Origin of the sequence: Streptomyces sp. NPDC004126, assembly GCF_050275515.1 — a bacterium.
GTDB lineage: Bacteria > Actinomycetota > Actinomycetes > Streptomycetales > Streptomycetaceae > Streptomyces.
The window spans coordinates 130,133-151,832 of sequence record NZ_JBNNPF010000003.1 but is presented as its reverse complement, the minus strand read 5'-3'; the positions used below and the strand labels follow the sequence as shown (position 1 = coordinate 151,832).

Below are 21,700 nucleotides of genomic sequence, written 5' to 3'. Positions count from 1 at the left end.
CCGACCCGTATCGAGGAGGAACACCCGTGCCGACATCCATGTCCCTTCGCCCGGCGAGATCCCGGCGTCCCGTCGCCGCGGCCGCGCTGGCCGCGTTCAGCGCGCTCGGCCTGCTCGGCGCCTTCGCGGTGGCGAGCTCCCAGGCCGCCGAGGGCGGTCCCGTGCCGCGGGCCGCGGCGGCCGCCGCCGGGCTGCCGTCGTACGACCACGTGGTGGTGGTCGTGTACGAGAACAAGCAGTACGGGGAGATCATCGGCAGCGGCAACGCCCCGTACATCAACCAGCTGGCCGCCGGCGGCGCGAGCCTGACCGGGATGAAGGCGCTGACCCACCCGAGCCAGCCCAACTACTTCAACCTCTTCTCCGGCTCGACCCAGGGCATCACCGGGGACGGCTGCTACACGCCGCAGTCGATGACGGCCGCGAACCTCGGCCAGGAGCTGATCGCCGCCGGCAGGACCTTCGCCACGTACAACGAGGACCTGCCGTCGGAGGGGTCCACGGCCTGCACCAACGGCCAGTACGCGCAGAAGCACAACCCGTGGTTCGCCTTCAAGAACGTCCCGCTGAACACGGGGAAGACCTGGGCGCAGTTCCCGCAGAACAACTTCTCGGCCCTGCCGGACCTGTCCTTCGTGGTCCCCAACCAGTGCAACGACATGCACTCGTGCCCGGTCGGGACGGGCGACACCTGGACGAAGAACAACATCGACGCGTACGCGCAGTGGGCGAAGGCCAACAACAGTCTGCTGGTGCTGACCTGGGACGAGGACAACTACCTGGGGTCGAACCAGATCGCCACGGTCTTCTACGGGGCGAACGTGAAGACGGGTACGTACGCGACGGCGTTCAACCACCACCACCTGCTGCGGACCTTCGAGGACCTCTTCGGCACGGCCACGCACGCGGGCAACGCCGCCAACGTCCAGCCCGTCACGGAGGTGTTCACCGCCTCCACCACCCCGACACCGACACCGACCCCCACGCCGACCCCGACGCCCACGCCCACGCCCACACCGACCCCGACGCCGACGCCCACCCCCACTCCCACTCCCACACAGGGTGACCTGAAGCTGGCCAACCCGGGCCCGCAGACCTGCAGGTTCAACCAGTCCTGCACGATCCAGCTCACCGCCACCGGCGGCAGGCCCCCCATCCGGTACGCGGCGACCGGCCTGCCGTGGGGGCTCGGCGTCGACGCGGGCACCGGGCGGATCAGCGGGAAGCCGTGGGGCAACGGCACGGTCCAGGTCACCGCGACCGCGACCGACGCCACGGGCGCGACCGTCACCGCCGCGTTCCCGCTGACCGTCAACTGGTTCTGACGGCGGCCTCCGCGGGGCGGCCGGCCGGCGGACCGGCCTCCCGCGGGGCCGGGCGGGGGCGGCGCAGGGGGCGGGGGCCCCACCAGTTGGCGCGGCCGAGCAGGGTCATGGTCGCGGGCACCAGGAGGCAGCGCACGAGGGTGGCGTCGACCAGGACGACCAGGGTCAGCGCGGTCGCCAGCTGCTTCATCACCAGCACCTCCCCCGTCGCGAAGCCCGTGAAGACGATGCACATCAGCAGCGCCGAGGAGCTGATGATCCGGGCGGAGCGCTGCACGCCCGCCTCGACGGCGAGGTCGTTGCAGGCTCCGGCGCGGTACGCCTCCTGGATGCGGGAGAGGAGGAACACCTCGTAGTCCATGGACAGCCCGAAGGCCAGGGCGAACACGACCACCGGCAGCCAGTAGCCCAGCCCGCCCAGGGTGTGGACGCCCAGCGGCCCGGCCCACCAGCCGTCCTGGAAGACCAGGACGAGCGCGCCGAACGAGGCTCCGAGGGACAGGGTGTTCATCACGATCGCCTTGAGCGGCAGCAGCACCGAGCCGGTCATCGCCAGCAGCAGGACGTAGCTGGTCAGGGCGATCAGGGCGGCGGCGCGGGGCGCGTGCCCGACGACCTCGGCCCGGAAGTCGGCGTCGAGCGCGGCCCGTCCGGTCACCCACACGGGGAAGCCGGCCGGGCGGTCGGCGCGGAGCCGTTCCACGAGGCGGGTGGCGGTGGCCGCGTCCTCGTCGGGCACCGGTACGAGACGGACGACGGCGACGTGCGGGCCCGCCGCGGTGGCGGGTTCGAGCCGCTGCACCTGCGGGGCGTCCGCGAAGCGCTCCGCCCACGCCGTGAGCCGGGCCGGGTCGGTGCGGGCCACGACCACCACGGCGTCGGGCCGGTGCTGGGGGAACCGGTCGCCGACCAGGTCGGCGAAGCGCCGGGCCTCGGTGCCCGGCGGCAGTTGCAGTTCGCCGACGGGGCTGACGAGGTGGACGCGCAGGAAGGGCGCGGCGGCGGCCAGCAGCAGGACCCCGACCCCCACCGCGACGGCCGGGGCCCGGCGGCGGGTCCAGCGGGCCAGGGCGGCGAACGCGCCCTCGTCGGCCTCCCGGCAGGCGCGGGCCCCGATCCGCCCGCCGCACGCCACGAGCAGCGCCGGGGTGAGGGTGACCGCGGCGACGAGCGACAGCAGGACGGTGCCCGCGGCGGCCAGGCCGAGGGAGGCGTAGAAGTCGCTGGGGAAGGCGGCCAGCCCGCTGAGGGCGGCGGCGACGACCAGTGCGGCGAACAGGACCGAGCGGCCCGCGCTGCCCATGGTCCGCACCACCGCCTCCGGGACGTCGTGGCCCGCGGCGCGTTCCTCCCGGAACCGGCCGACCGTGAGCAGGGAGTAGTCGACGGCCAGGCCCAGGCCGAGCATCGTGGTCGTGGACAGCACCGGGGAGGTGAGGTCGTACCAGCGCGACAGCAGCAGGAGCCAGAGCATCCCGGTGCCGACGGTGCTGACGGCCGCGACGAGCGGTACGGCGGCCGCGACGAGGCCGCCGAAGAGGAGGTACACCACGAGCAGGGTGACGGGCAGGGTGATCAGCTCGGCGCGCCGGGTGTCGGCCAGGGTCCGCTCCGCCACCTCGGCGCGGGCCCGGTCGCTGCCGCCGAGGGTCACCGCGGCGCCGGGCAGGGCCCGGTGGACGGCGCGCAGCCGGGCTTCCACGGCCCGCTCGCAGCGCCGCCGGTCCTCCCCGGCCAGGGTGCGGTCCAGCCGTACGGAGAGCAGGACGGCCCGGTGGTCGGCGGCGTACGCCGCTCCGGTGAGGGGGGTGACGCCGTGTACGCCGGGGACGGCGGCCAGGTCCCGGCGGGCGGCGGCCGTCTCCCCCGTCAGGGCGGGGTCGGTCACCGGCACGCCGGACACCACGGCGTCGATCTGGCCCCCGTACGCGCGGACGCCGTCCAGCAGCCGGTTGCCCCGCACCGACTCGTGCGCGGCCACGCTCCAGGGCCGCCGGTCCAGGCCGTCCATGACCGGTCCGGCGGCGGCGGCTCCGGCGGCGAGGAGCAGCAGCCACAGCAGCAGCACGAGGAGGTGGCGGCGTACGCAGAGCAGGGCGAGGCGGGCGGGGATCGCCTTCAGGGTGCGCATCGGCGGCCTTCGGAGAGGTAGGCGGAGCCGATGGTGACGTCGCCCGGCCGCCGTACGGTCAGCCGGACGAAGCCGTCGCCGCGGCCGGCGCGCATCGGTTCGAGGCATCCGGCGTCCGCCGTCAGCCAGGGCGAGTCGACGATGCGCACGGTCACCGTGCCGGGGCGGGGCACCCGGACGGTGACCGAGGCCGCGTCGGAGGTCCGTACGCGGGCCGGCGGGTCGACGAGGGGGACGGCGTCGCGGACGCGGTAGATCCGCCAGCTCCGGTCCTGCCACACCGGCTCCAGGTAGCCGGGCCGGTCGGCGACGAGGGCGCGTTCGGCCTCGGAGGCGGCGTCCGGCGGGCCGTCGTGGACGACGACGAGGCCGACGGCCCACCGGTCGAGCCAGGCCCGGTAGGCGGCGGGGGTGAGGCCGGCGTCCCGGTAGAAGAGGCGGCCGCGTTCCACGTCCGCCTGCCGGTTCCAGCCGCGCGCCAGGGTGACGTGGGGGGCGAGGACGGCGGCCTCGCGGTGGCTGCGGGCCATGACGGCCTCCACCCGGGTGCGGTCGGCCCCGAGGCGGCCGAGTTCCGCGAGGACCCCGTCCGTCTCGGCGGCCCAGGCCGGGACCCGGACGGTGTCGCCCAGGTGGGCGGCCGTGTTCCCGCCCACCCAGAGCAGGCAGAGGGCGAGCCCGGCGGCGGCCGCGGCGCGGCGTGCGGGGCCGGTCGCCGTCGCGGCGGCGGCGAGCAGGAGGGCGGGTGCGGCGAGGCCGGCGAGCCGCTCGACGTTGGTGCCCATCGGGGAGGGGACGGCGTAGCTGAGCAGGACGGCCGCCGCGTACAGGCCGGCGGCGCGTCTGGCCCACCGCCAGGCGGGGGGCGCCGCCGCGAGGACGGCCAGCGCCGTCAGCAGCGGGGGCCAGATCCGCTCGGGGGGCATGGGCTGCTCGCCCTGGAAGGGGAAGAGGCGGGCCGTCAGGGCGAGGACGGCGCAGGGCGGTACGAGCAGGGCGGCGGCCACGGCGGCCCTGCGCCGGGGCGCGGGCAGCAGTGCCGTGCCGGTCAGGGCGAGGAAGAGGCCCGCGACGGGGCTGGCCATGGCGGACAGGGCCGCGCAGCACGCGGCGGCGGCGAGCCGCCCGGCCCCGGCACCGGCCGCCCGGGGCAGCGCGGCCGGCAGTGCCGCGAGGCCGAACGCCACGCCCAGGACGAAGGTCGTGCGCCCGGAGGCGGCTTGGCACCACAGGGCGAGTGCCGCGGCCAGCGCGGGCCGGTCGGGTGCCCGGACCCCGCTGCGTACGCACAGCAGCGCGGCGAGCCAGGTGGCGGCCAGGCCGGCCGCCACGGTCACGGGGACCACGCCGAAGACGGCCATGGCGTAGGGGGACACGAGGCTGTAGGAGGCGGTGTGCAGCCCGCCGTGCCAGGCGAGGTCGTAGGCGGAGCCGGGGTGGCGGGAGGCGAAGTCCGCCCAGGCCGTCTGGGCCGCGAGGTCTCCTCCGCCGGTGGCGAGGACGGCCGCCCACAGGGCGTACAGCGGCAGCGCGCAGCCGGTGGCGGCCAGCGGGACCCGGAGGGTGAGGGGTACGGCTGCCGGTGCCCGCCGGGTGAGGGCGACGGAGGTCATGGGCGGCTCCGGTCGGGGCTGTGCGTCGGGGGCGGGTGGCGTCGGGGGCGGGTGGGGAGGGGCCCGGGCGGGGGCCGCACCTTCCAACGACGGGCGGCGGCCGGTGTGGCGGTGTTCCGGGCAGCCGGCACCCGGTCGGCGTCCTGGCCGTCGGGGCCGGCGCGCCGGCGTTCTGCCATTCGGGTGACCCACCGCCACGTCCGCGGCCACATCCCCGTTACCAGCACGAACGCCCCGATCGGGGGCTCGTTTCGGCTACAGCGAAGGAACGTTCTCGAATGCTGAAGAAGATGATGGTCACCGCAGCAGCCACCGCCGCCGCCGTCGGCGCGGGTGCCGCCGTCGCCGCCCCGGCCATGGCCATCGGCAACGACAACGGGATCAACACCGTCAACGGCAACGGCGCCCAGCAGATCTACGGCAACCAGAAGACCACCGGCGACATGAGCCCGCAGCTCAGCGTCGTCCAGGGCACCCTGAACAAGCCCTGCATCGGCCTGCCGGTCAAGGTCAACGCCCAGTCGATCGCCGCCCTGCTCAACATCGGCGTCCAGGACATCAACGTCCTGTCCAACCCGCAGAACCAGCAGTGCACCGAGAACTCCACGCAGGCCAAGGGCGACGAGCCGCTCTCCCACATCCTGAGCAACATCCCGGTCCTCTCCGGCAACATCTCCTCCGGCAGCTGATCACCGGCAGCCGCCGCTGAGCGGGCCGGCCGGGGACGTACGCACGAGCGTCCCCGGCCGGCCCATCGGCGTCCGCGTCCCCGGCCGGCCCGCTCCCGTCCCCCTCCCCCCGGCCGGTTGTCAGTGCCGGTCCCTACTGTTGGGACCGAGCGGTGACCTGGAAAAAAGGGGAGGGCGTCATGGGGCGCGGGGAGCACGTGGACGGGCCCGGGGCGGCCGCCGTACCAGGGGGTGAGGACCTCTTCGTCCTGCCCGAGGCCTGGAAGCGGAACCTGTACCCGAGGCGCGGCGGGATCCCCGTGGAGGTCCCGCCGGCCGACGCGGAGGCACCGGGACGGCTGCGGCCGCCGTGGACCTGCCCGGACTCCCGGTACTGCTCACGGTCCTGGACGGGCGGCCGACGCACCGCGCGGCGGGCGTATGACAGAAGGCCCCGGTCTCCGTGAGGAGGCCGGGGCCTTCGTTCGAGCGCTGGGCAGGCCTTGCACCTGCATTCCCCCACGGGAAGTGGGGTGTCTTTCCTTGGACCACCAACGCATCGCCTTGTCCGCCGTGTTCCGCGGCGGCGGGCTCGAGATCAACTATAGCCCATCCCCGCAGGTCGGCGTAGTGGCCGGCGGCCCGGAACCGGATCGGTCAGTCGATCACGATCTCCGCCTCGAACCGGGCGCCCAGCGCCCGCAGCCGGCGCTCGCACTGCTGCCGGGTCGGCGCCGACAGCACCGCCGCCGCGAGGAAGTCCGAGGAGAGGGCCGCTTCGGCGAGGACCTCGCCCGGCTCCGCGTAGACGCCGTAGTACCGCACCCAGGGCTCCTCCGGGGTGACCGGGATGCCGCGCACGGTGCCGGGCCGCTTCATCATCAGGACCTGGCCGGCCATGCGCAGGGGCTCCAGCCGGGCGCCGTCCGCGAGCCGGGCCGGGACGGGCAGCCGCAGTCCCGTCTGGGCCCGCGTCGCCAGCTCCACCGGGTGCACCTCGAACACGGCGTCCAGCACCTCGCGGATCCGGGCGCCGGCCGGGCGGGAGGCGACCTCGCAGACGACGAGGCGGTCGTCGGGGGTGTGGAAGACCTCGGCGTGGAAGGCGTAGTCCGCCGGGCCGCCGAGGGCCGCGAGCGCGCTGTCCGCCAGCTCCAGCAGACGCGGGGTCAGCGGGTCCGAGGGGTCCAGGGTGAGGTCCACACGGGCGCCGGGGTCGGCCTGGAAGGAGGACAGCTCGTACTGGTACTGGGACGGCCAGGCCATCACCGTCCGGCCGCCGACGACGACCCCGTCCACGTGGCACATCCGGCCCGGGACGTACGCCTCGGCCAGCAGGTCCTCGCGGGGGGCCGCGCCCGGCGCGAAGGCCCCGGCCAGGTACCCCTCCAGCTCCTCGGGGGTCCGTACGATCCGCAGCCCGATCGAGCCGAAGCCGTCGCGGGCCTTGAAGACCAGCGGCAGTCCGTGCTCGTCCGCGAAGTCCCGCGCGTCGTCGGCCGTGGCGGGCAGGGTGTGCGGGGCGACCTCGATGCCGGCCGCCTCCAGCCGCCGCTTCATCAGGGCCTTGTCCCGGAAGGGCAGGACCTCGTCGGGGAGCTGCCCGGGCAGGCCGAGCTTCTCGCGCAGCCGGGCCGCCCGCATCAGGTCCGCCTCGTGGGGGGCGATGACATGGCCGACCCGGTACTCCTCGGCCAGTTCGAGGGCGGTCCGGTCGAGGAGTTCCTCGTCCTCGAAGTCGTCGAGCACCACCAGCCGGCGGTAGCCGCCGTCGCCGGCGGGGACCTGCTCGCGGGCGCCCTCGATCCGGTCGCGGGCGGCGATCAGCACCACGCCGCCGTCGAGGTCCGCGAGCCAGCGGTCGTAGGGGAACGGGCCGAGCGGGAACCGGTGCAGTACGAGCGCGGTCACGCGGCGACCTCCAGGCCCAGGGCGTCCGCCGGCGCCCCGGCCGGGGTCACGTCGATGCGGATCTGCCCGGTCAGCCGCTCGCACAGGGCGATGGCGGCGTCGGTGTCGGCGGCCGTGACGGCGGCGAAGCCGAGCCGGTCCCAGTTGTCCCGCAGCGGGCGCACCGGGTCGCCGGGCTCCACGGACACCTCCACGGCGAGCACGTCGGGGCGGGCGGCGACCTCCGCCACTCCGGAGACGGCCGTGACCGTGCCCGGGTCGCGGAGCACGAAGCGGGTGCAGGCGCCGGCGCGGGCCTTCGGGGGCTCCGGGAGCGCCTCGACGAGGCCGAGCGGCCAGGCGACGCCGTAGCCGAGGAGGTCGATCCCGTAGGCCGCCTCGACCAGTTCGTTGATGTGGCCGCCGCCGACCCGGTTGTGGGACTCGATGACGACGGGGCCGCGGGAGCCCAGGCGCAGCTCGGTGTGGCTGGGTCCGTCGGTGACGCCCATGGTGTCGAGGAAGTCCTCGACGGCGGCCGTGACGCGGGCGTGCTCGTCCGGTGCCAGGCGGGCGGGCAGGGCGTGGCCGAGTTCCGCGAAGTGGGTGTCGTCGACGAGCTTCTCCGTCACGGCGATCACCACGTGGCGGCCGGCGAAGCTGAAGGCCTCCACGCTGAACTCGGGCCCGTCGAGGTAGGACTCCATCAGGAACTCGCTGACGGTGTAGAGGGTCGAGCCGCGGTCGCTGCGGCGGCCGCGCAGCTCCTCGATCCGCTCCCAGGTGGCGTCCAGTTCCCCGGGGGCGCTGACGCGGATCAGGCCGAAGCTCGCGGTGGCGTCGGTGGGCTTGATGATGAAGGGGTAGCCGGCGCGGTCGGCGAAGGCGTCGAGGGAGGCGCGGTCGCTGACCCGGTCCCAGTGGATCGACAGCTTGCCCCGTTCCGTGAGGTGCTGCCGCATCAGGAACTTGTTGCGCATGCGGCGGCTGGCCTCGGGGGAGGTGCCCGGGAACCCGAAGTGGGCGTTCAGGCGGGCGGCCATGTCCAGTCCGGCCTCGGTGAGGGAGGCGACGGTGTCGAAGCCCCACACCTCGCGGGAGGCCTCGGCGAGCGGCCGTACGGTGTCCCAGTCGGTGTAGTCGACCATCAGGAGGACGTCGGCCAGCCCGGTCTGGTACGTGGTGATCTTGTCGGGGTGCTGGAGGAGCACCACACGGACGCCCAGCGCCTTGGCCCGTTGGAGGTGTTGGTCCGTGGCGCCGACGAGCAGCAGGGTTCTGTCCGCGGCGCGCGCGGTCGGGGCGGTCATCGCAGTGCTTCCTTCGGGGTCTGGGTGGTCGTGGTGCGCAGGGCGGTGCGGGCCGCGGCGATCCGGTCGGCGGCCTCCGCGGGGGTCGGTGCGTCGACGACGGCGTAGCCGTGGCGGCTGCCGGAGTCGGTGGTGCGGGGCAGTACGTCGCCCGGGCCGTACGGGAAGTGCACGCCGTGCACGTGGTCCCGGGCGCGCAGGTCGTCGAGGCCTTCGACGGACTCCAGGCGTCCGGCGGGGAGCTGGAAGAAGCCGATGGCGGCGTACCGGTGGGGTGCGGGGGCGGTGACGTCCTCGCCGGCCAGCCCCTGGAAGATGGCGGCCTCGATGTCGTAGCCGGTGGCGACCTCGACGAGCAGGGGGATCCGGTCGCCGCCGAGGCGGGCCTGGGACTCGACGACGCGCGGCCCGGCGGGGGTGAGGATGACCTCGGTGTGGGCGGGGCCGAAGGCGTAGCCGGCGAGGTCGAGGAGGGCGGTGACGGTGTCGCGGACGGCGGCGGCGTCGGCGGGGTCGAGGGGGGCGGGGTGGATGTGCCCGGTCTCGACGAAGCCGGGGGCTCCGGTGGTCTGCTTGGCGGTGATGCCGACGACGTGGTGGGTGCCGCCGGCGGTGAGGGTCTCGACGCTGAACTCGGGGCCTTCGAGGTAGTCCTCGATGATGAAGGGGCCCTCGAAGCCGCCCGCCTTGACCCGCTCGGTCCATTCGGCGAGGTCGGCGGCGGTGCGGACGAGGGCGACGCCGCGGCTGCCGGCCGTGTTGGTGGGCTTGACCACGGCCGGCAGTCCGAACTCGGTGAGCAGCGGCTCGACCTCGCCGAGGGTTTCGGCCCGGCAGGCGCGGACGGCGGAGACGCCGTGGGCGTTGAGCAGGCCGCGCATCGCGTGCTTGTCGTTGAGCAGGCGTACGGATTCGGCGGTGTTGGGTGACAGGCCGAGGGCTTCGGCCTCGGCGAGCACGGGGGCCATGGTGGCCTCGCTGCCGAGGTGCAGGACGTGCCGGACGTCGTGCTCGCGGGCCAGCCTTGCGACGAGGGCGCGCAGGGCCGCCTCGTCCCCGAAGTCGACCAGGGCCAGTTCCCGGGAGTGGGCGGCGACCTTGTCGAGGTATGCGGGCGTGCGCAGCGCGGGGTCCCAGATCGACCAGACCTCGAAGCCGGCTTCGACGGCCTTGCGTACGAGCTGCTCGTACGGCATCACCATCAGGAGGCGGCCGGGCTCGCGGGGCGGGGTCATGACGTGGCTCCGTTCTGGGCCGGCACGGGCGCCGGCGGGGCGGCGGCCGGCTGCGCGGCCTGGGGTTCGTGCTCCGCGGCGGTGCGGCGGGAGGCGCGCAGCGGCAGCAGGGAGCGGTAGACGAGGATGGCGCCGAGGCCGAAGGCGCCGTAGAGGAGGCTCATGCCGACCGGGGAGAGGAAGGCTCCGACGGTCACGCACACCGAGCCGATGAGCAGGCCGACGCGCGGTACCAGGCCGTAGGCGGCGAGGTACTTGGTGCGGGCGGCCGGGTCGACCAGGTCGGCGAGGATGGCCTGCTTGACCGGGACGTTCGCGATCTCCCCGAGGGTGAAGACGACGGCGGCGGCGATCAGGACCCAGCCGCTGTTGCTGACGGCCAGGACCATGTGGCCGGCGGTGAAGACGGCGATGCCCGCGTAGAGCCGGGTCCGGTCGGACAGCCGGCGGAACATGCTGCCGGCGAAGAGGGCGAAGCCGACGACGAGGACGGTGTTGACGGCCCGCAGGATGCCGAGCATGGCGACGCCGTCCACGGAGGGGAACCAGCGTTCCAGGCCGGCCAGTGCCTGCTCGGGGAAGCCGTCGGCGAGGCGGACGGCGATGTAGTAGCCGATCTGGACCTCGATGGCGCGGGTGAGGATCGCGGCGCCCACGAGCCGGAGGAACACCCGGTCCCGGGAGACGGCGAGGTAGCCGCGGAGCATGGCGGGGACGCCGGAGGCCCGGTCCTTGGCGGTCGCCGGGGCGCTCTCGGCGATCCGCCACCAGGTGACCAGGGCGGTGGCCAGGGACAGTACGGCCGCGCCGGCCAGCAGGAGGGCGAAGTGGTCCCCGTAGAAGAAGCCGCCGATCAGGGCGCCGGCGGTGAACGCCATGTTGATCGACCAGTAGTTGACCGTGTAGACGAGCTGCCGGTTCTCGGGGGTGGAGACGTCGATCATCATCGCCTCGGCGGCGGGGGTGGCCGCGCCGGCAAGGGCGGTGTTGAGGAGGAAGAGCACGAAGGTGGCCGCTCCGGACTGCCACCAGGGCGAGTTGGCCAGGGCGAGCAGTGCGAAGGTGACCGTGGCCCCCACCTCGCCGGCGACCATCAGCGGCTTGCGCCCGTGGACGTCGGCGAGGTGGCCCCCGACGAAGTTGGCGGCGATGCCCGCGGCGGCCACGACCATGGTCAGCGCGCCGGCCGCGGCCGCGCCGTACAGCGTGGCGAGGTGGATGACCATCAGCGGCATCAGCATGATGCCGAGCATCCGCTGGACGAATCCGATGCCGAGCCGCAGCTTGATGTTCGGATGGAGCTGACGGAAATTCACGCCGGGTTCCTTCGAGGAGTGGGGGGACGGGCGGGAGGCGTCAGGACTTCACGGCCAGTACCTGTACGGGGGAGGCCGCCGGTGCGGGGGCGGGGGCCGACTGCCGGGCGGCGGGCGCGGGGGTCTCGTTCCACAGGCTGAGGTAGCGCTCGCCGGTGTCGGGCAGGATCGTGACGATGGTGGCGCCGATGTAGTCGGGGTGGGCGGCCAGCCGGGCGCAGGCGTGGGCGACGGCGCCGGAGGAGACGCCGACGAAGACGCCCTGCCGGCGGGCGAGGGAGCGGGCGGCGGCCATGGCGTCCTCGTCCGAGACGGTCACCACGTTGTCGATCAGCGCGACGTCGGTGGTGGGGGCGACGAAGCCGCCGTTGAGGCCGGGGATCCGGTGCAGGCCGCCCTCGCCCTGGGTGAGCACCGGGGAGTTCTCCGGCTCGACCGCGACGACGCGGATCCGCGGGTCCTGCTCCTTGAGGTACTTGGCCGTGCCGCTGAGGGTGCCGCCGGTGCCGACGCCGCAGACCAGTACGTCGATCCGGCCCGCCGTGTCGGCCCAGATCTCGGGGCCGGTGGTCTCGTAGTGGGCGCGGACGTTGTCGGCGTTCTCGTGCTGGCAGGCGAACCAGGACCCGGGGGTCGCCGCGTGCAGTTCCTGGGCCTTGGCGATCGCGCCGGGGTAGCCGGCGTCGCGGGGGGTCTGCACGACCTCGGCGCCCAGCGCCTTGAGCAGGGAGACCCGTTCGGCGGTGGCGCTGTCGGGCAGCACGATGACGCAGCGGTATCCGCGGGCCGCGGAGAGGGCGGCCAGGGAGATGCCGGTGTTGCCCGAGGTGGCCTCGATGACGGTTCCGTTGCCGCGCATCAGGTCGCCGCGGTCCTCGGCGGCGCGCAGCATGTAGAGGGCCGCCCGGTCCTTGCTGGTGGACATCGGGTTGGCGGCCTCCAGCTTGGCGAGCACCTCGCCGCCCGGGGCCGAGTCGTCGAAGCGGAGGCGGATCAGCGGGGTCGAGCCGACCAGGTCGGCGATGCTGTCTGCGATGCGGCGCGTCTCACGGCTTTGCACGTGTGGTTCCTCACAAGTCGGTTCGTACGGCTGCGGGCCGGGCGGGCGGAGCTGGTCCGGCGGGGCCCGGGGCGGCCTGGTGTGGGGGGACGTCCTTCGGGGTGGAGCGGGTGCGCGGCGGGCGGGGCCGGGGCGGGTGCCGGTGCGGTGCCGCGCGGCCGGGCTACCAGGAGCCGGCCGAGGCCGTCATGGCGTACAGGTCCTCCATGGGCTGCGGCCGCTGGCCGACGGGCTTGATCACCGCGGTGGCGGCGAGCACCCGGGCGCCCGCGGGCACGTCCTTGTTCACCAGTGCCTGGGCGCCGATGACGGCGTGCGAGCCGATGGTGACCGGCCCCAGTACGGTCGCGTTGGTGCCGAGGACGACGTGGGCGCCGACCACCGGGTGCCTGCGGTCGCCTTCGGGCCGGTTGTTGTCGCTCCACCAGCCGACCGCTCCCAGCGTCACCTGGTGGTAGATGGTCACGTCGTCCCCGACGACGGCGGTCTCGCCGATCACCACGGCGGCGCCGTGGTCGATGAAGACCCTGCGGCCGAGCACGGCGCCGGGGTGGATCTCCACGGAGGTGCTGCGGCGGGCGTTCCAGGAGATGATCCGCGCGATCATCCGGTGTCCGCGCCGGTGCAGCCGGTGGGCGATCCGGTGGGCCCACAGCGCGGGCAGGGCCGCGTGCAGCAGCGCCTCCCGGCGGTTGCGCATGGAGGGGTCGCGGGCGACGACCACCTCCAGGTCCTCCTTCATGATCTGGAACAGGCCGGGTGCGGAGGACGCCATCAGACGAGCACCTCCACACGGTCGGCGGCCGCGGCGGACTCGGCGAACTCGGCGAACTCGGCGATCAGGGCGCGGGTCAGGCTTTCCAGCGGGGCCACGACCTCGGCGCCGGTGTAGCGGCCGTCCTCGGTGGCGAGCGTTCCCGTGGAGCCGATGGCGACGGGCTCGTGCTCGACGACCCGCACTCCGCAGCGGGCGAGGAGGCCGGTCAGGCCGGGCTGGGCGTCGACGCCGCCGCGCGCTCCGGGAGAGGCGCTGGTGACGGCGGCCACCTTGCCGGAGAGCGGGCTCGGGTTCTCGCCCTGGGCCCGGGACAGCCAGTCCAGGGCGTTCTTCAGCACGCCGGGCATCTCGCTGTTGTAGGCGGGGGTGCTGATGAACAGCGCGTCGGCGCCGGTGACCAGCTCCTTGGCCGCGCGGACGGCGGGCGAGCCGTCGGTGCGCTCCAGTTCGGCCTCGTAGTGGGGCAGTTCGCCGACGGGGAGCAGCACGCTCTCGTGCTCGCCGGGCAGGTCGTCGAGGATGTGGCGCACGGTGGCGAGCACGGCGGTGTTCACCGAGTCGGCGCGGGTGCTGCCGGATATCAGAACGATCTTCATGGGTGGAACTCCTTCTCCTCGGCCTTCCGGTCGGCAGGCCTTCGACCGGTCGGGAGCCGCTCCTGCGTTCCGGGGCTCCCGGCCCCTGCCGCTGCGCCGTGCGGTGCTCCGGGCGCGTCGGCGCGTGGCCGGGCCCCGGGATGCTCCGGCGGTACGGTCCGGCCCGCGTCCTGGTCGTAACCGTGTCAGCTCGAACCGATGCGGTGCTGGACCGCGACTCGTGCCCCGGCTGAGGCCGGCTCCAGGCCGTGGCGTGCCGGGCGGGCGGCGGCGGGCGATGCTGGTGGCATGGGAGGCGTTCCCGGGGTGCGGCTGCCGGCCGGCTGGGCGGCGGCGGGACGGCGCTCGGTGCGGGTCACGCTGGCCGCCGGCGCCGGGTTCTACCTGTTCCTGTACGGCTTCGGCTCGACCGTCGCGGCGACGTACGCGCTGTTCGCGGCGGTGTCGCTGGCGGGCCTGTCGCACATCCCCGGTACCGGCCGGCAGCGTGCGGCGGTGGTGCTGCGGCTGGTGCCGGCCTGCTGGGTGCTGATCACGATCGGCACGTTCCTGTCGGTGCGGACCTGGAGCGCGGTGCTGGGGATGCTGGTGGCGGGCTTCGTGCTGGCGTTCGTCGCGGTGGGCGGGCCGCGGGCGGCGGGGGCGGGGCCCGGGCTGCAGCTGATGTACATCCTGCCGTCGTTCCCGCCCTATGATCCGGGCTCGCTCGGGGAGCGGCTGGCCGGTGCGACGGTGGGGCTCGCGCTGCTGGTGCTGGCGGAGGCGTTCGTGCTGCCGGATCCGCCGACCGTTCCGTACCGGGAGCTGGCCGCGCGGGCCGCCGAGTGCGCGCGGGGGTGCGCGGCGGAGCTGGCGGGGCCGCCGTACGCGCTGTCCGCGGCGGCGGAGCTGCGGGCGGCGGAGGCCGGGCCGGCGCTGCGGCCCGTGCGGGTGCCGGAGGCGGAGCGGCCGGCCGGGCCGGGGCTGCGGGACCGGGCGCTGGCCCACACCGGGCTGGCGGCCCGCACCCTGCTGGTCCGGCTGGCGGGGCTGCCGCCGGTGGCGGGGGCGCCGTCGGCGGCGGATCGGGAGGTGCTGGGCGCGGTACGGGAGAGCGCGCGGGAGACGGCCTTCCTGCTGCGGGGGCGGGGCCGGGGCGCGGAGCCGGGCGGTGACGCGCACGCGGAGCTGCTGCGGGCCCGTGCTGCCCTGGCTGCGGTCCCGGACGGCGGGGACGGGCCGGCGGTGCTGCGTCGGCACGCGGCGGTGCTGGAGGTGGCGGACGCCGCGCTGGCGATGTCGACGGCGGCCGGGATCGCGGTACGGGGGCGGGCGGGTGCGGAGCGGGCGGCGCCGGGCCGTTTCTGGTACGCGCGGATGGGCGCGGTACGGCTGTGGTGGCACCGGCTGGCGGGGCACGCGGTGCGCCGGTCGGTGTTCTTCCAGAACGCGGTGCGGCTGAGTCTGGCGCTGGCGGCAGCGCGGGTGATCGCGGGCGAGGACAGCCTGCCGCACGGGTTCTGGGTGCTGCTGGCGACGCTGACGCTGACCCGTACGACGGTCCGCGAGACCCGTACGACGGTACGGATCGCGCTGACGGGGACCCTGGTCGGGGCACTGGCGGCGGCGGGGCTGCTGGCGCTCGCGGGGTCGGACACCGTCGTGTACGCGGTGGCGCTGCCGCCGTTGATGCTGGCCGCGTTCACGCTGGGGCCGGTCAAGGGGGTGGGGTGGGCGCAGGCGCTGTTCACGCTGGTCGTCGCGCTGGCGTTCGCCCAGCTGGCGCCCGCGACCTGGCAGCTCGCCGAGTTCCGGCTGCTGGACGTGCTGACCGGCAGCGCGATCGGCGCGGTGTTCGGGCTGCTGGCCTGGCCCCGGGGGGCGCAGGACGAGCTGCGGCGGTCGGCGGCGGTGCTGTTGCGGGGTGCCGCGGAGATCGTGGTGGCGACGGCGGCCCGGCTCGCGGCGGGCGGGGTGCGGGAGCCGGTGGCCGGCGTGCCGGGGCACCGGTCGCTGCTGCACTCGCTGATCCTGGCCGAGTCGGCGTACGCGCAGTACCAGAGCGAGCCGCGGCCGCACGGGCCGGCGGGGGCCTGGCCGGCGTCGGCGGCGGGCGGGCAGGACTGGCAGGCCGCGCTGCTGGCCGGCCACCACACGCTGTGGGGCGCGGACCGGCTGCTGGCGGTGCCCGCGCGGGTCCTCGTACCGCCGCTGGAGCGGGAGCCGGCCGAGGCGGTGACGCGGCTCGGGGACCGGGTGGCCGGGCGGATGCTGCTGGTGTCGGCGTGGCTGGACCCCGGCGGCGACACCCCGCGGACGCCGGTCGCGCTGCGGGACCCGGCCTTCGACGGGTTCGCGGCGGAGCCTCCGGGCGCGCCGAGGCGGTACTGGGCGGCGGTGTTGTGGCTGGACTCGCTGATGACCGACCTGGAGCGGATCACCGGGGAGGCGGAGGAGGCCGGGGAGGCCGAGGAGGCGCCGCCGGGGCGGTGAGGAGGGCGTGCGGCGGTGCGACCCGCCCCGTTCCGGGGGCCGGCCGGTCCCCGTCCCCGTAGGGGTGATCGGCAGCGTCGGGCGGTGCGCCTGCGTGAACCGGTGCGGTGCGCCCGCCCAGGATGGCGGGCATGCTTCCCTCCACCGCGTTCATGCGCCGCGCCCTCGTGCCGTTGCTCGCCTCGGTCGCCCTGCTCGCCCCGGCGGCCGCCTCCGCCGCCACCGCCGCGGAGGCGTGCGGCTCGGTCATCACCGCTCCCCTGGCCCGGCCGGTGGCGGCCGACGACCCGTGTCCCAGCACCGATCCGGTGGTGTGCCGGATCCGCGTCATGCCGATGGACGAGAAGGTCGAGGCGCAGCGGACCCGGATGCGCTACCACGGCCTGCTGGAGGACATGCACCGCACCGAGGCGGACATGCGCGAAGCCGGCGCCTCCGACGAGGAGATCGCCCGGGAGATGGTCGACATGCGCAACCAGGCCAAGGAGATCACCCGGGCGGGCATGACGCCGGAGGAGGTCCGGGTCCTGGAGGAGCGCAACCAGGCCAAGTACGGCAACCCGCTGGGCCCGACCGCCGACCAGCTCTACGCCAAGTACGGGTCCTGGCAGAAGGTCACCGAGGCGTCCATGCGCACCAGTTACGCGGTCGACCGCGAACTCGCCCTGGAGTACCGTCCCTGCCCCGTGTGATCATGGCGCATGGACGACGGTACGGTGCTCGGCACGGTCGAGCGGATATGGCGCTACCCCGTCAAGTCCACCGGCGGGGAGCTGCTCTTCGAGGCCGAGGCGGACGCGCGGGGGCTCGTCGGGGACCGCCTCTACGCGGTCCGGGACGCCGACGGGAAGCTGGGCTCGGGGAAGAACACGCGGCGGTTCCGGCGCATGCCGGGCCTGCTGCGGCTGCGGTCCCGCTATCCGGACGGGGTGGTGGCGGGAGTGCCCGAGCTGCTGGACGCGGACGGGGTGCCGGCACCGGACGCGACCGCCTGCGTGCGGCGCCATCTGGGCCGTGACGACGTGGAGGTGGCCCGTGAGGAAGCGGTCTCGCACTTCGACCAGCTGCCGCTGAGCGTGCTGACCACCGCCACCCTGGACTGGGTCCGTGCGGCGGTGCCCGGGGTGCCGGTGGACGAGCGCCGGTTCCGGCCGAACCTGCTGGTGCGTACGCCGCCGGGCACTCTGCCGTTCGTGGAGGACCTGTGGTTCGGCTCCACGGCCCGGATCGGCGGGGGCTCGCTGCGCGTACGGTTCGAGCGCTCCAGCGAGCGGTGCGCGATGGTGAACGAGGCCCAGCAGGAGCTGCCGCACTCGCCGCTGGTGCTGCGCGCCGTGGCACGGGGGCACGACATGCGGCTGGACGCGCTGGCCACGGTCGCCGGCCCGGGCCGGGTCCGGGTCGGGGACCCGGTCCGGGTGGAACGGGCCGTGCCCCCGGCCCCGTGAGGGGCGGGGGCACGGCCGGCGGGCGGGGCAGGTCAGACGGTGGTCACCACATCACCGGCAGGCGCTCGGGCAGGCGCTTCATGAAGCCCGTGCGCCACACGAGCTGCTCGACGGGCACGGCCAGCCGGATGCGGGGCATGGCCTTGAGCAGGGCGAGCAGCGCGGTCTCGGCGTGCTTCTTGCCGAGGGCGGTGGCGGGGCAGTAGTGGGAGCCGCCGCCGAAGGAGAAGTGGGCGGAGGAGTTGGCGCGGGTGAAGTCGAGGCGGTGCGGGTCCGGGAAGACGGAGGGGTCGAAGTTCGCGCCCTCGGGCAGGACGAGGACCAGCTCGCCCGCCTTGACCTGGACGTCGCCCAGGGTCATGTCCTCCATGACCAGGCGCGGCAGGCCGTCGCCGATGGACAGGTTGATGCGCAGCAGCTCGTCCACGGCCTGGGGCATGAGCTCCGGGTGGTCGGCCAGGTAGTCGGCCTCCTCCGGGTGGGTGAGGAGGGTGACCAGGGCCATGGCGAGGAAGCCGGCGGTGGAGATGACGCCCGCGCCGAAGAGGGTGACGCCGACGGTCGCGAACATCTCGTCGCTGACGTGCTCGTAGCCCTCGGTGCCGCGCAGCTTGGCGAGGTCGCCCACGAGGCCCTGCTCGGTGTCGTCGAGGCGCGCCTTCATGTAGGCGATGTCGCGGTCCCAGTTCAGGCGCGCGGCGGGGATCTCGGTGGCGCTGTTCATGAAGGCGATCGGCAGCGACTCGGCGAGGAGCGGGGCCGCTTCGTGCGGGATGCCGAGGATCTGGCAGTGCATCGCCTCGGAGAACGGGTCGGTGAACATGGTGCGGACGTCGACGGGGGCGCCGTGCTGGAGCATCCGCTCGACGAGTTCGGCGGCGTACTCGTCCATCCACTGCTGCAGGCCCGGGGACTTGGGGTTGATGGCCTTCATGACGGCCTTGCGCAGGCCCGCGCCGGTGATGTTGCCCATGTTGTTGACGACCTCCGGGGGGATCGTCAGCGCGTACTGGCGGGGCACACCCGGGTCGGAGGTGTTCTTGAGGCTGAACCGGTCGTCCTCCAGGACCTGCTTGACGAGCTCGTACGAGGAGACGAGCCAGGCCTCGGCGCCCGCGATGGTGCGGACCTTCACCACCGGGGGCAGTTCGTCGACCTGGGTGGGCAGGTGCGTTCCGTCCCACGTGAAGGGGAATTCGAGGATCGGCTCCGCGTGGGTGGTCACAGCTGGTCTCCTTCGGTGGCGGGGGTGACGATGGCGTGGCCCTGGTTGCGGGAGGCCCGCAGTCCGGCGCCGCGCGAGTAGAGCAGGTCCGCCATCGGCAGCGCCTGGTGGTAGCAGTTCAGCGAAGAGGGGACGCCGAGTATCGCGGGGGTGTCGAGGAAGAGCGGCGCCTCGGCGCACACGTAGTCCAGGCAGACCGCCCGCTGGTGCGCGGTGGGCTGCTGGCCGCCGAGGACCTTCGACGACAGGAAGATGTCGACGAGTTCGTTGCAGGTCTCGGCGAACGCCGGGTCGGTGTGCAGCCGCTCCAGCAGGTCGGCGTGCATGGCGTCGTAGGCGGGTATCCCGCGCAGCGAGGACATCGGCCTGCCTCGCAGGCGGGTGCCCGAGGGGTCGATGTCGGCGACGGCGTTGGTCACCTTGGCGCGCACGCCGCGCAGGTTCTTGACGGTCTTGCGGCGGGCCTCGTCGGGGGGATAGCCCATCGCCTCGTACATCTCGGCCACGTGCAGGTCGGTGTAGATCAGGTCGGCCTGCTCGAAGTTGTCGAGCGCCCATTCGGCGAGGGCGTGCACACGCTGGGCGGAGAAGTAGGAGTTGCCGGGAGAGATGCCGATGACGGCGTGGCCGCCCTCGTCGGCGATGACCTGGCAGTGCGGTGTGTACGCGTCGACACGGAAGGCACTGGTTCGAGTGGCTGTTGTCATGGGAGTGGTCGCATCCCTGTCGCCGCGATTCCCCGCGCGGACCCCGTGTCCCGGGTGCGGCGGCGACGTGCTGAAGCTATACGAACACTTGAGTCCCCGGACGATTACCGTGCAGTTCGTCTCGGTTACTGAAACCGTATGTTGCCCGAGTCAACTGCCACGGCCTGTAAGCGCGTGGATCCGGTCGGTAAAGTGACGTTCCGCCATATCCGCTGGCGGGTCGGCCCTTTCGAAGGCAAGCTTCCGTTTTGAGCGGTATCCGCGGTTCCGTTGCGCCCGCGGGCGCGTCGCGTGACCGGAGTCACATGCAACGGGGCGCCCTGCGCGGACACTTCCCAGCGTGAACCCCCAACTGTTCGCGGACATCTACGACGAACACGCCCACGCGGTGTTCGCGCACGCCGTCCGCATGACCGGCGACCCCGCCGGAGCCGAGGACATCGTCTCCCTGACCTTCCTGGAGGCCTGGCGGCTGCGCGACACGCTCGACGGCGTCACCAGCCGGCGGGCCTGGCTCTTCGGCGTCGCCACGAACGTCATCCGCAACACCCGCCGGGCGGCCCGCCGCCACCGCGAGGCGACGACCCGGCTGCCGCCTCCCGAGGCGGCGCCCGACGTGGCGGAGGCCGTCGTCTCCCGCCTCGCCGACTCGGCGGAGGCCGCCGCCGCGCTCGCCGTCCTCGGCCGGCTGCGGCGCGCCGACCGGGAGGTGCTGCTGCTGCACGTGTGGTCCGGCCTGAGCCACGAGGAGGTGGCCCGGGCGTGCGGGGTGCCCGCGGGCACCGTCCGCTCGCGCCTCTCGCGCGCCCGCGCGCGGCTGCGCGTCCTCATCGCCGCCCACCTCGCCCAGTCCCCGTCCCGCGGGCACCTCCCCGCGCCCCGAACCGCCCGGGAGGGAAACCTGTGAACCCCGCCGACGAACCTCTCGGACAGCTGCCCGGCCTCTCCGACGCCGAACTGCCCTTCCCCGGACGGGCCCGGCTCCGGGAGCACCTCCTCCGGGAGGCGCACGCCTCGCCCGCCCCCGCGCGGACCCGGCGGCGCACCGCGCTCCTCCTCGCGGCGGGGGCCGCGACCTGCGCCGTCACCCTGGCCGTCGCCCTCGGCGCCACCGGCCCCGCCGGGCCGCCCGCCGCCGCGCCGCCCGATCCGGCGGCCGTGCGGCTGCTGGACCGGGTGGCGCTGACCGCCCAGGAGGCGCCCGCACCGGCCGTCCGGGACGGCCAGTTCCTGTACACGCGCACGACCGGGCACAGCACGGCGCTCTCCGAGGTGCCGGGCGGGGCGATGGAGGCCTCGCGCACGGACGGGTCCGCGGAACGCTGGCTGTCGGTCGACGGCTCGGCCGACCCCGTCGAGCGGACCGCCCGCGGCACGAGGACGCTGCGCTCGGACGGCGAGCGCAGGGCCACCCTCAACGGCCCCACCTACCGCTTCCTCGAATCCCTCCCCACCGACCCCGGAAGGCTCCTGGAGGTGATCTACGCCGACACCCGCCTGAACCACGGGCCGGGTTCGGGCTCCACCACCGGCCCCGACCAGGAGGCGTTCGTCGCCATCGGCGACCTGCTGCGCCGGATGGAGGCCCCGCCCGGGGTGAGCGCCGCCCTGTACCGCGCGGCGGCCCGTATCCCGGGGGTGGTGCTGGTGCCCGAGGCCACCGACGCGGCGGGGCGCACGGGGGTGGCCGTCGCCCGGGTCCACGACGGCGAGCGGACGGAGTGGATCTTCGACAGGAGCAGCCTGCGCCTGCTGGGCGAGCGGACCGTGCTCCTGGAGGACAGCGCCTGGGGGAAGGCCGGCACGGCGGTGACCTCGGTGGCCGTCGTCGGCCGGGGCGTCAGCGACCGGGCCGGGGAGACGCCCGCCCTGGTGCGGCCCTGGTGAGGCACGGCTGACGGGCGGGGGCGGGCCGGAGCCGCGCCG

At 74.6% G+C, this 21,700-nt stretch carries 18 protein-coding genes; 7 read left to right on the top strand and 11 right to left on the bottom strand.

Annotated features, from left to right (window positions below):
* Positions 1-26 precede the first annotated feature (26 nt).
* A complete protein-coding gene (locus ACQKM2_RS04710) occupies positions 27-1,325 on the top strand; it encodes an alkaline phosphatase family protein (RefSeq protein WP_427706555.1) in 1,299 nt (432 codons plus the stop codon).
* Here the strand turns inward: ACQKM2_RS04710 and ACQKM2_RS04705 are convergent.
* Both ACQKM2_RS04705 and ACQKM2_RS04700 read right to left on the bottom strand, forming a co-directional pair.
* On the bottom strand, positions 1,312-3,456 hold the full coding sequence (locus tag ACQKM2_RS04705; protein ID WP_427706553.1) for an MMPL family transporter: 2,145 nt from the start codon (positions 3,454-3,456) through the stop codon (positions 1,312-1,314). The genes ACQKM2_RS04710 and ACQKM2_RS04705 overlap by 14 nt on opposite strands.
* Positions 3,444-5,069, bottom strand: coding sequence for a hypothetical protein (locus ACQKM2_RS04700; protein WP_427706551.1), 1,626 nt, complete (start codon positions 5,067-5,069; stop codon positions 3,444-3,446). Before ACQKM2_RS04700 ends, ACQKM2_RS04705 begins: the two co-directional genes overlap by 13 nt.
* A 278-nt stretch (positions 5,070-5,347) precedes the next feature.
* Here ACQKM2_RS04700 and ACQKM2_RS04695 point away from each other — a divergent pair, with 278 nt between their 5' ends.
* Positions 5,348-5,758 (top strand): rodlin, encoded by a 411-nt coding sequence (locus ACQKM2_RS04695; RefSeq protein ID WP_427706549.1) that lies wholly within the window; start codon positions 5,348-5,350, stop codon positions 5,756-5,758.
* A 636-nt stretch (positions 5,759-6,394) separates the two neighbouring features.
* Here ACQKM2_RS04695 and ACQKM2_RS04690 read toward each other — a convergent pair.
* From ACQKM2_RS04690 to ACQKM2_RS04660, 7 genes are all read right to left on the bottom strand, one after another.
* A complete protein-coding gene (locus ACQKM2_RS04690) occupies positions 6,395-7,648 on the bottom strand; it encodes an ATP-grasp domain-containing protein (RefSeq protein WP_427706546.1) in 1,254 nt (417 codons plus the stop codon).
* Positions 7,645-8,937 (bottom strand): ATP-grasp domain-containing protein, encoded by a 1,293-nt coding sequence (locus tag ACQKM2_RS04685; RefSeq protein WP_427706544.1) that lies wholly within the window; start codon positions 8,935-8,937, stop codon positions 7,645-7,647. The genes ACQKM2_RS04690 and ACQKM2_RS04685 overlap by 4 nt, the downstream gene beginning before the upstream one ends.
* Positions 8,934-10,172, bottom strand: coding sequence for an ATP-grasp domain-containing protein (locus ACQKM2_RS04680; RefSeq protein WP_427706542.1), 1,239 nt, complete (start codon positions 10,170-10,172; stop codon positions 8,934-8,936). The genes ACQKM2_RS04685 and ACQKM2_RS04680 overlap by 4 nt, the downstream gene beginning before the upstream one ends.
* Complete coding sequence (locus ACQKM2_RS04675) at positions 10,169-11,488, bottom strand: MFS transporter (RefSeq protein ID WP_427706540.1); 1,320 nt, start codon at positions 11,486-11,488, stop codon at positions 10,169-10,171. Before ACQKM2_RS04675 ends, ACQKM2_RS04680 begins: the two co-directional genes overlap by 4 nt.
* Positions 11,489-11,528: 40 nt before the next feature.
* A complete protein-coding gene (locus tag ACQKM2_RS04670) occupies positions 11,529-12,548 on the bottom strand; it encodes a PLP-dependent cysteine synthase family protein (protein ID WP_427706537.1) in 1,020 nt (339 codons plus the stop codon).
* Positions 12,549-12,711: 163 nt separating this feature from the next.
* On the bottom strand, positions 12,712-13,323 hold the full coding sequence (epsC, locus tag ACQKM2_RS04665) for a serine O-acetyltransferase EpsC (RefSeq protein WP_427706535.1): 612 nt from the start codon (positions 13,321-13,323) through the stop codon (positions 12,712-12,714).
* Complete coding sequence (locus ACQKM2_RS04660; RefSeq protein WP_427706533.1) at positions 13,323-13,922, bottom strand: NADPH-dependent FMN reductase; 600 nt, start codon at positions 13,920-13,922, stop codon at positions 13,323-13,325. Before ACQKM2_RS04660 ends, epsC begins: the two co-directional genes overlap by 1 nt.
* A gap of 288 nt (positions 13,923-14,210) precedes the next feature.
* On the opposite strand from ACQKM2_RS04660, the gene ACQKM2_RS04655 reads away from it, so the two are divergent.
* The 3 genes from ACQKM2_RS04655 to ACQKM2_RS04645 all read left to right on the top strand — a co-directional run bounded on the left by ACQKM2_RS04655 (position 14,211) and on the right by ACQKM2_RS04645 (position 17,842).
* On the top strand, positions 14,211-16,394 hold the full coding sequence (locus ACQKM2_RS04655; RefSeq protein ID WP_427706530.1) for an FUSC family protein: 2,184 nt from the start codon (positions 14,211-14,213) through the stop codon (positions 16,392-16,394).
* A 131-nt stretch (positions 16,395-16,525) separates the two neighbouring features.
* Positions 16,526-17,086 carry a hypothetical protein gene (locus ACQKM2_RS04650; protein ID WP_427706528.1) on the top strand — a complete coding sequence of 187 codons (561 nt, stop codon included), beginning with the start codon at positions 16,526-16,528 and terminating at the stop codon, positions 17,084-17,086.
* A 9-nt stretch (positions 17,087-17,095) separates the two neighbouring features.
* Positions 17,096-17,842, top strand: a complete 747-nt coding sequence (locus ACQKM2_RS04645; RefSeq protein ID WP_427706526.1) for an MOSC domain-containing protein — start codon at positions 17,096-17,098, stop codon at positions 17,840-17,842.
* 43 nt (positions 17,843-17,885) lie between these two features.
* Here ACQKM2_RS04645 and ACQKM2_RS04640 read toward each other — a convergent pair whose 3' ends face one another.
* Both ACQKM2_RS04640 and ACQKM2_RS04635 read right to left on the bottom strand, forming a co-directional pair.
* Positions 17,886-19,067: a cytochrome P450 gene (locus ACQKM2_RS04640; protein ID WP_427706524.1), complete on the bottom strand. Its 1,182-nt coding sequence runs from the start codon at positions 19,065-19,067 to the stop codon at positions 17,886-17,888.
* Entirely contained in the window at positions 19,064-19,774 is a 711-nt protein-coding gene (locus ACQKM2_RS04635; protein ID WP_401238606.1) for a tRNA-dependent cyclodipeptide synthase, read from the bottom strand. The genes ACQKM2_RS04640 and ACQKM2_RS04635 overlap by 4 nt, the downstream gene beginning before the upstream one ends.
* A 340-nt stretch (positions 19,775-20,114) precedes the next feature.
* Between ACQKM2_RS04635 and ACQKM2_RS04630 the strand changes: the two genes are divergently transcribed.
* Together ACQKM2_RS04630 and ACQKM2_RS04625 are read left to right on the top strand one after the other, a co-directional pair.
* Positions 20,115-20,681, top strand: a complete 567-nt coding sequence (locus tag ACQKM2_RS04630; RefSeq protein WP_427706522.1) for an RNA polymerase sigma factor — start codon at positions 20,115-20,117, stop codon at positions 20,679-20,681.
* Positions 20,678-21,661 (top strand): CU044_5270 family protein, encoded by a 984-nt coding sequence (locus ACQKM2_RS04625; protein WP_427706519.1) that lies wholly within the window; start codon positions 20,678-20,680, stop codon positions 21,659-21,661. Before ACQKM2_RS04630 ends, ACQKM2_RS04625 begins: the two co-directional genes overlap by 4 nt.
* Positions 21,662-21,700 lie beyond the last annotated feature (39 nt).

Coding starts and splice junctions, on each gene's coding strand:
- ACQKM2_RS04705 (WP_427706553.1), bottom strand. CDS start 3,456: ATGCGCACCCTGAAGGCGATCCCCGCCCGCCTCGCCCTGCTCTGCGTA.
- ACQKM2_RS04700 (WP_427706551.1), bottom strand. CDS start 5,069: ATGACCTCCGTCGCCCTCACCCGGCGGGCACCGGCAGCCGTACCCCTC.
- ACQKM2_RS04695 (WP_427706549.1), top strand. CDS start 5,348: ATGCTGAAGAAGATGATGGTCACCGCAGCAGCCACCGCCGCCGCCGTC.
- ACQKM2_RS04685 (WP_427706544.1), bottom strand. CDS start 8,937: ATGACCGCCCCGACCGCGCGCGCCGCGGACAGAACCCTGCTGCTCGTC.
- ACQKM2_RS04680 (WP_427706542.1), bottom strand. CDS start 10,172: ATGACCCCGCCCCGCGAGCCCGGCCGCCTCCTGATGGTGATGCCGTAC.
- epsC (WP_427706535.1), bottom strand. CDS start 13,323: ATGGCGTCCTCCGCACCCGGCCTGTTCCAGATCATGAAGGAGGACCTG.
- ACQKM2_RS04660 (WP_427706533.1), bottom strand. CDS start 13,922: ATGAAGATCGTTCTGATATCCGGCAGCACCCGCGCCGACTCGGTGAAC.
- ACQKM2_RS04655 (WP_427706530.1), top strand. CDS start 14,211: ATGGGAGGCGTTCCCGGGGTGCGGCTGCCGGCCGGCTGGGCGGCGGCG.
- ACQKM2_RS04650 (WP_427706528.1), top strand. CDS start 16,526: ATGCTTCCCTCCACCGCGTTCATGCGCCGCGCCCTCGTGCCGTTGCTC.
- ACQKM2_RS04645 (WP_427706526.1), top strand. CDS start 17,096: ATGGACGACGGTACGGTGCTCGGCACGGTCGAGCGGATATGGCGCTAC.
- ACQKM2_RS04635 (WP_401238606.1), bottom strand. CDS start 19,774: ATGACAACAGCCACTCGAACCAGTGCCTTCCGTGTCGACGCGTACACA.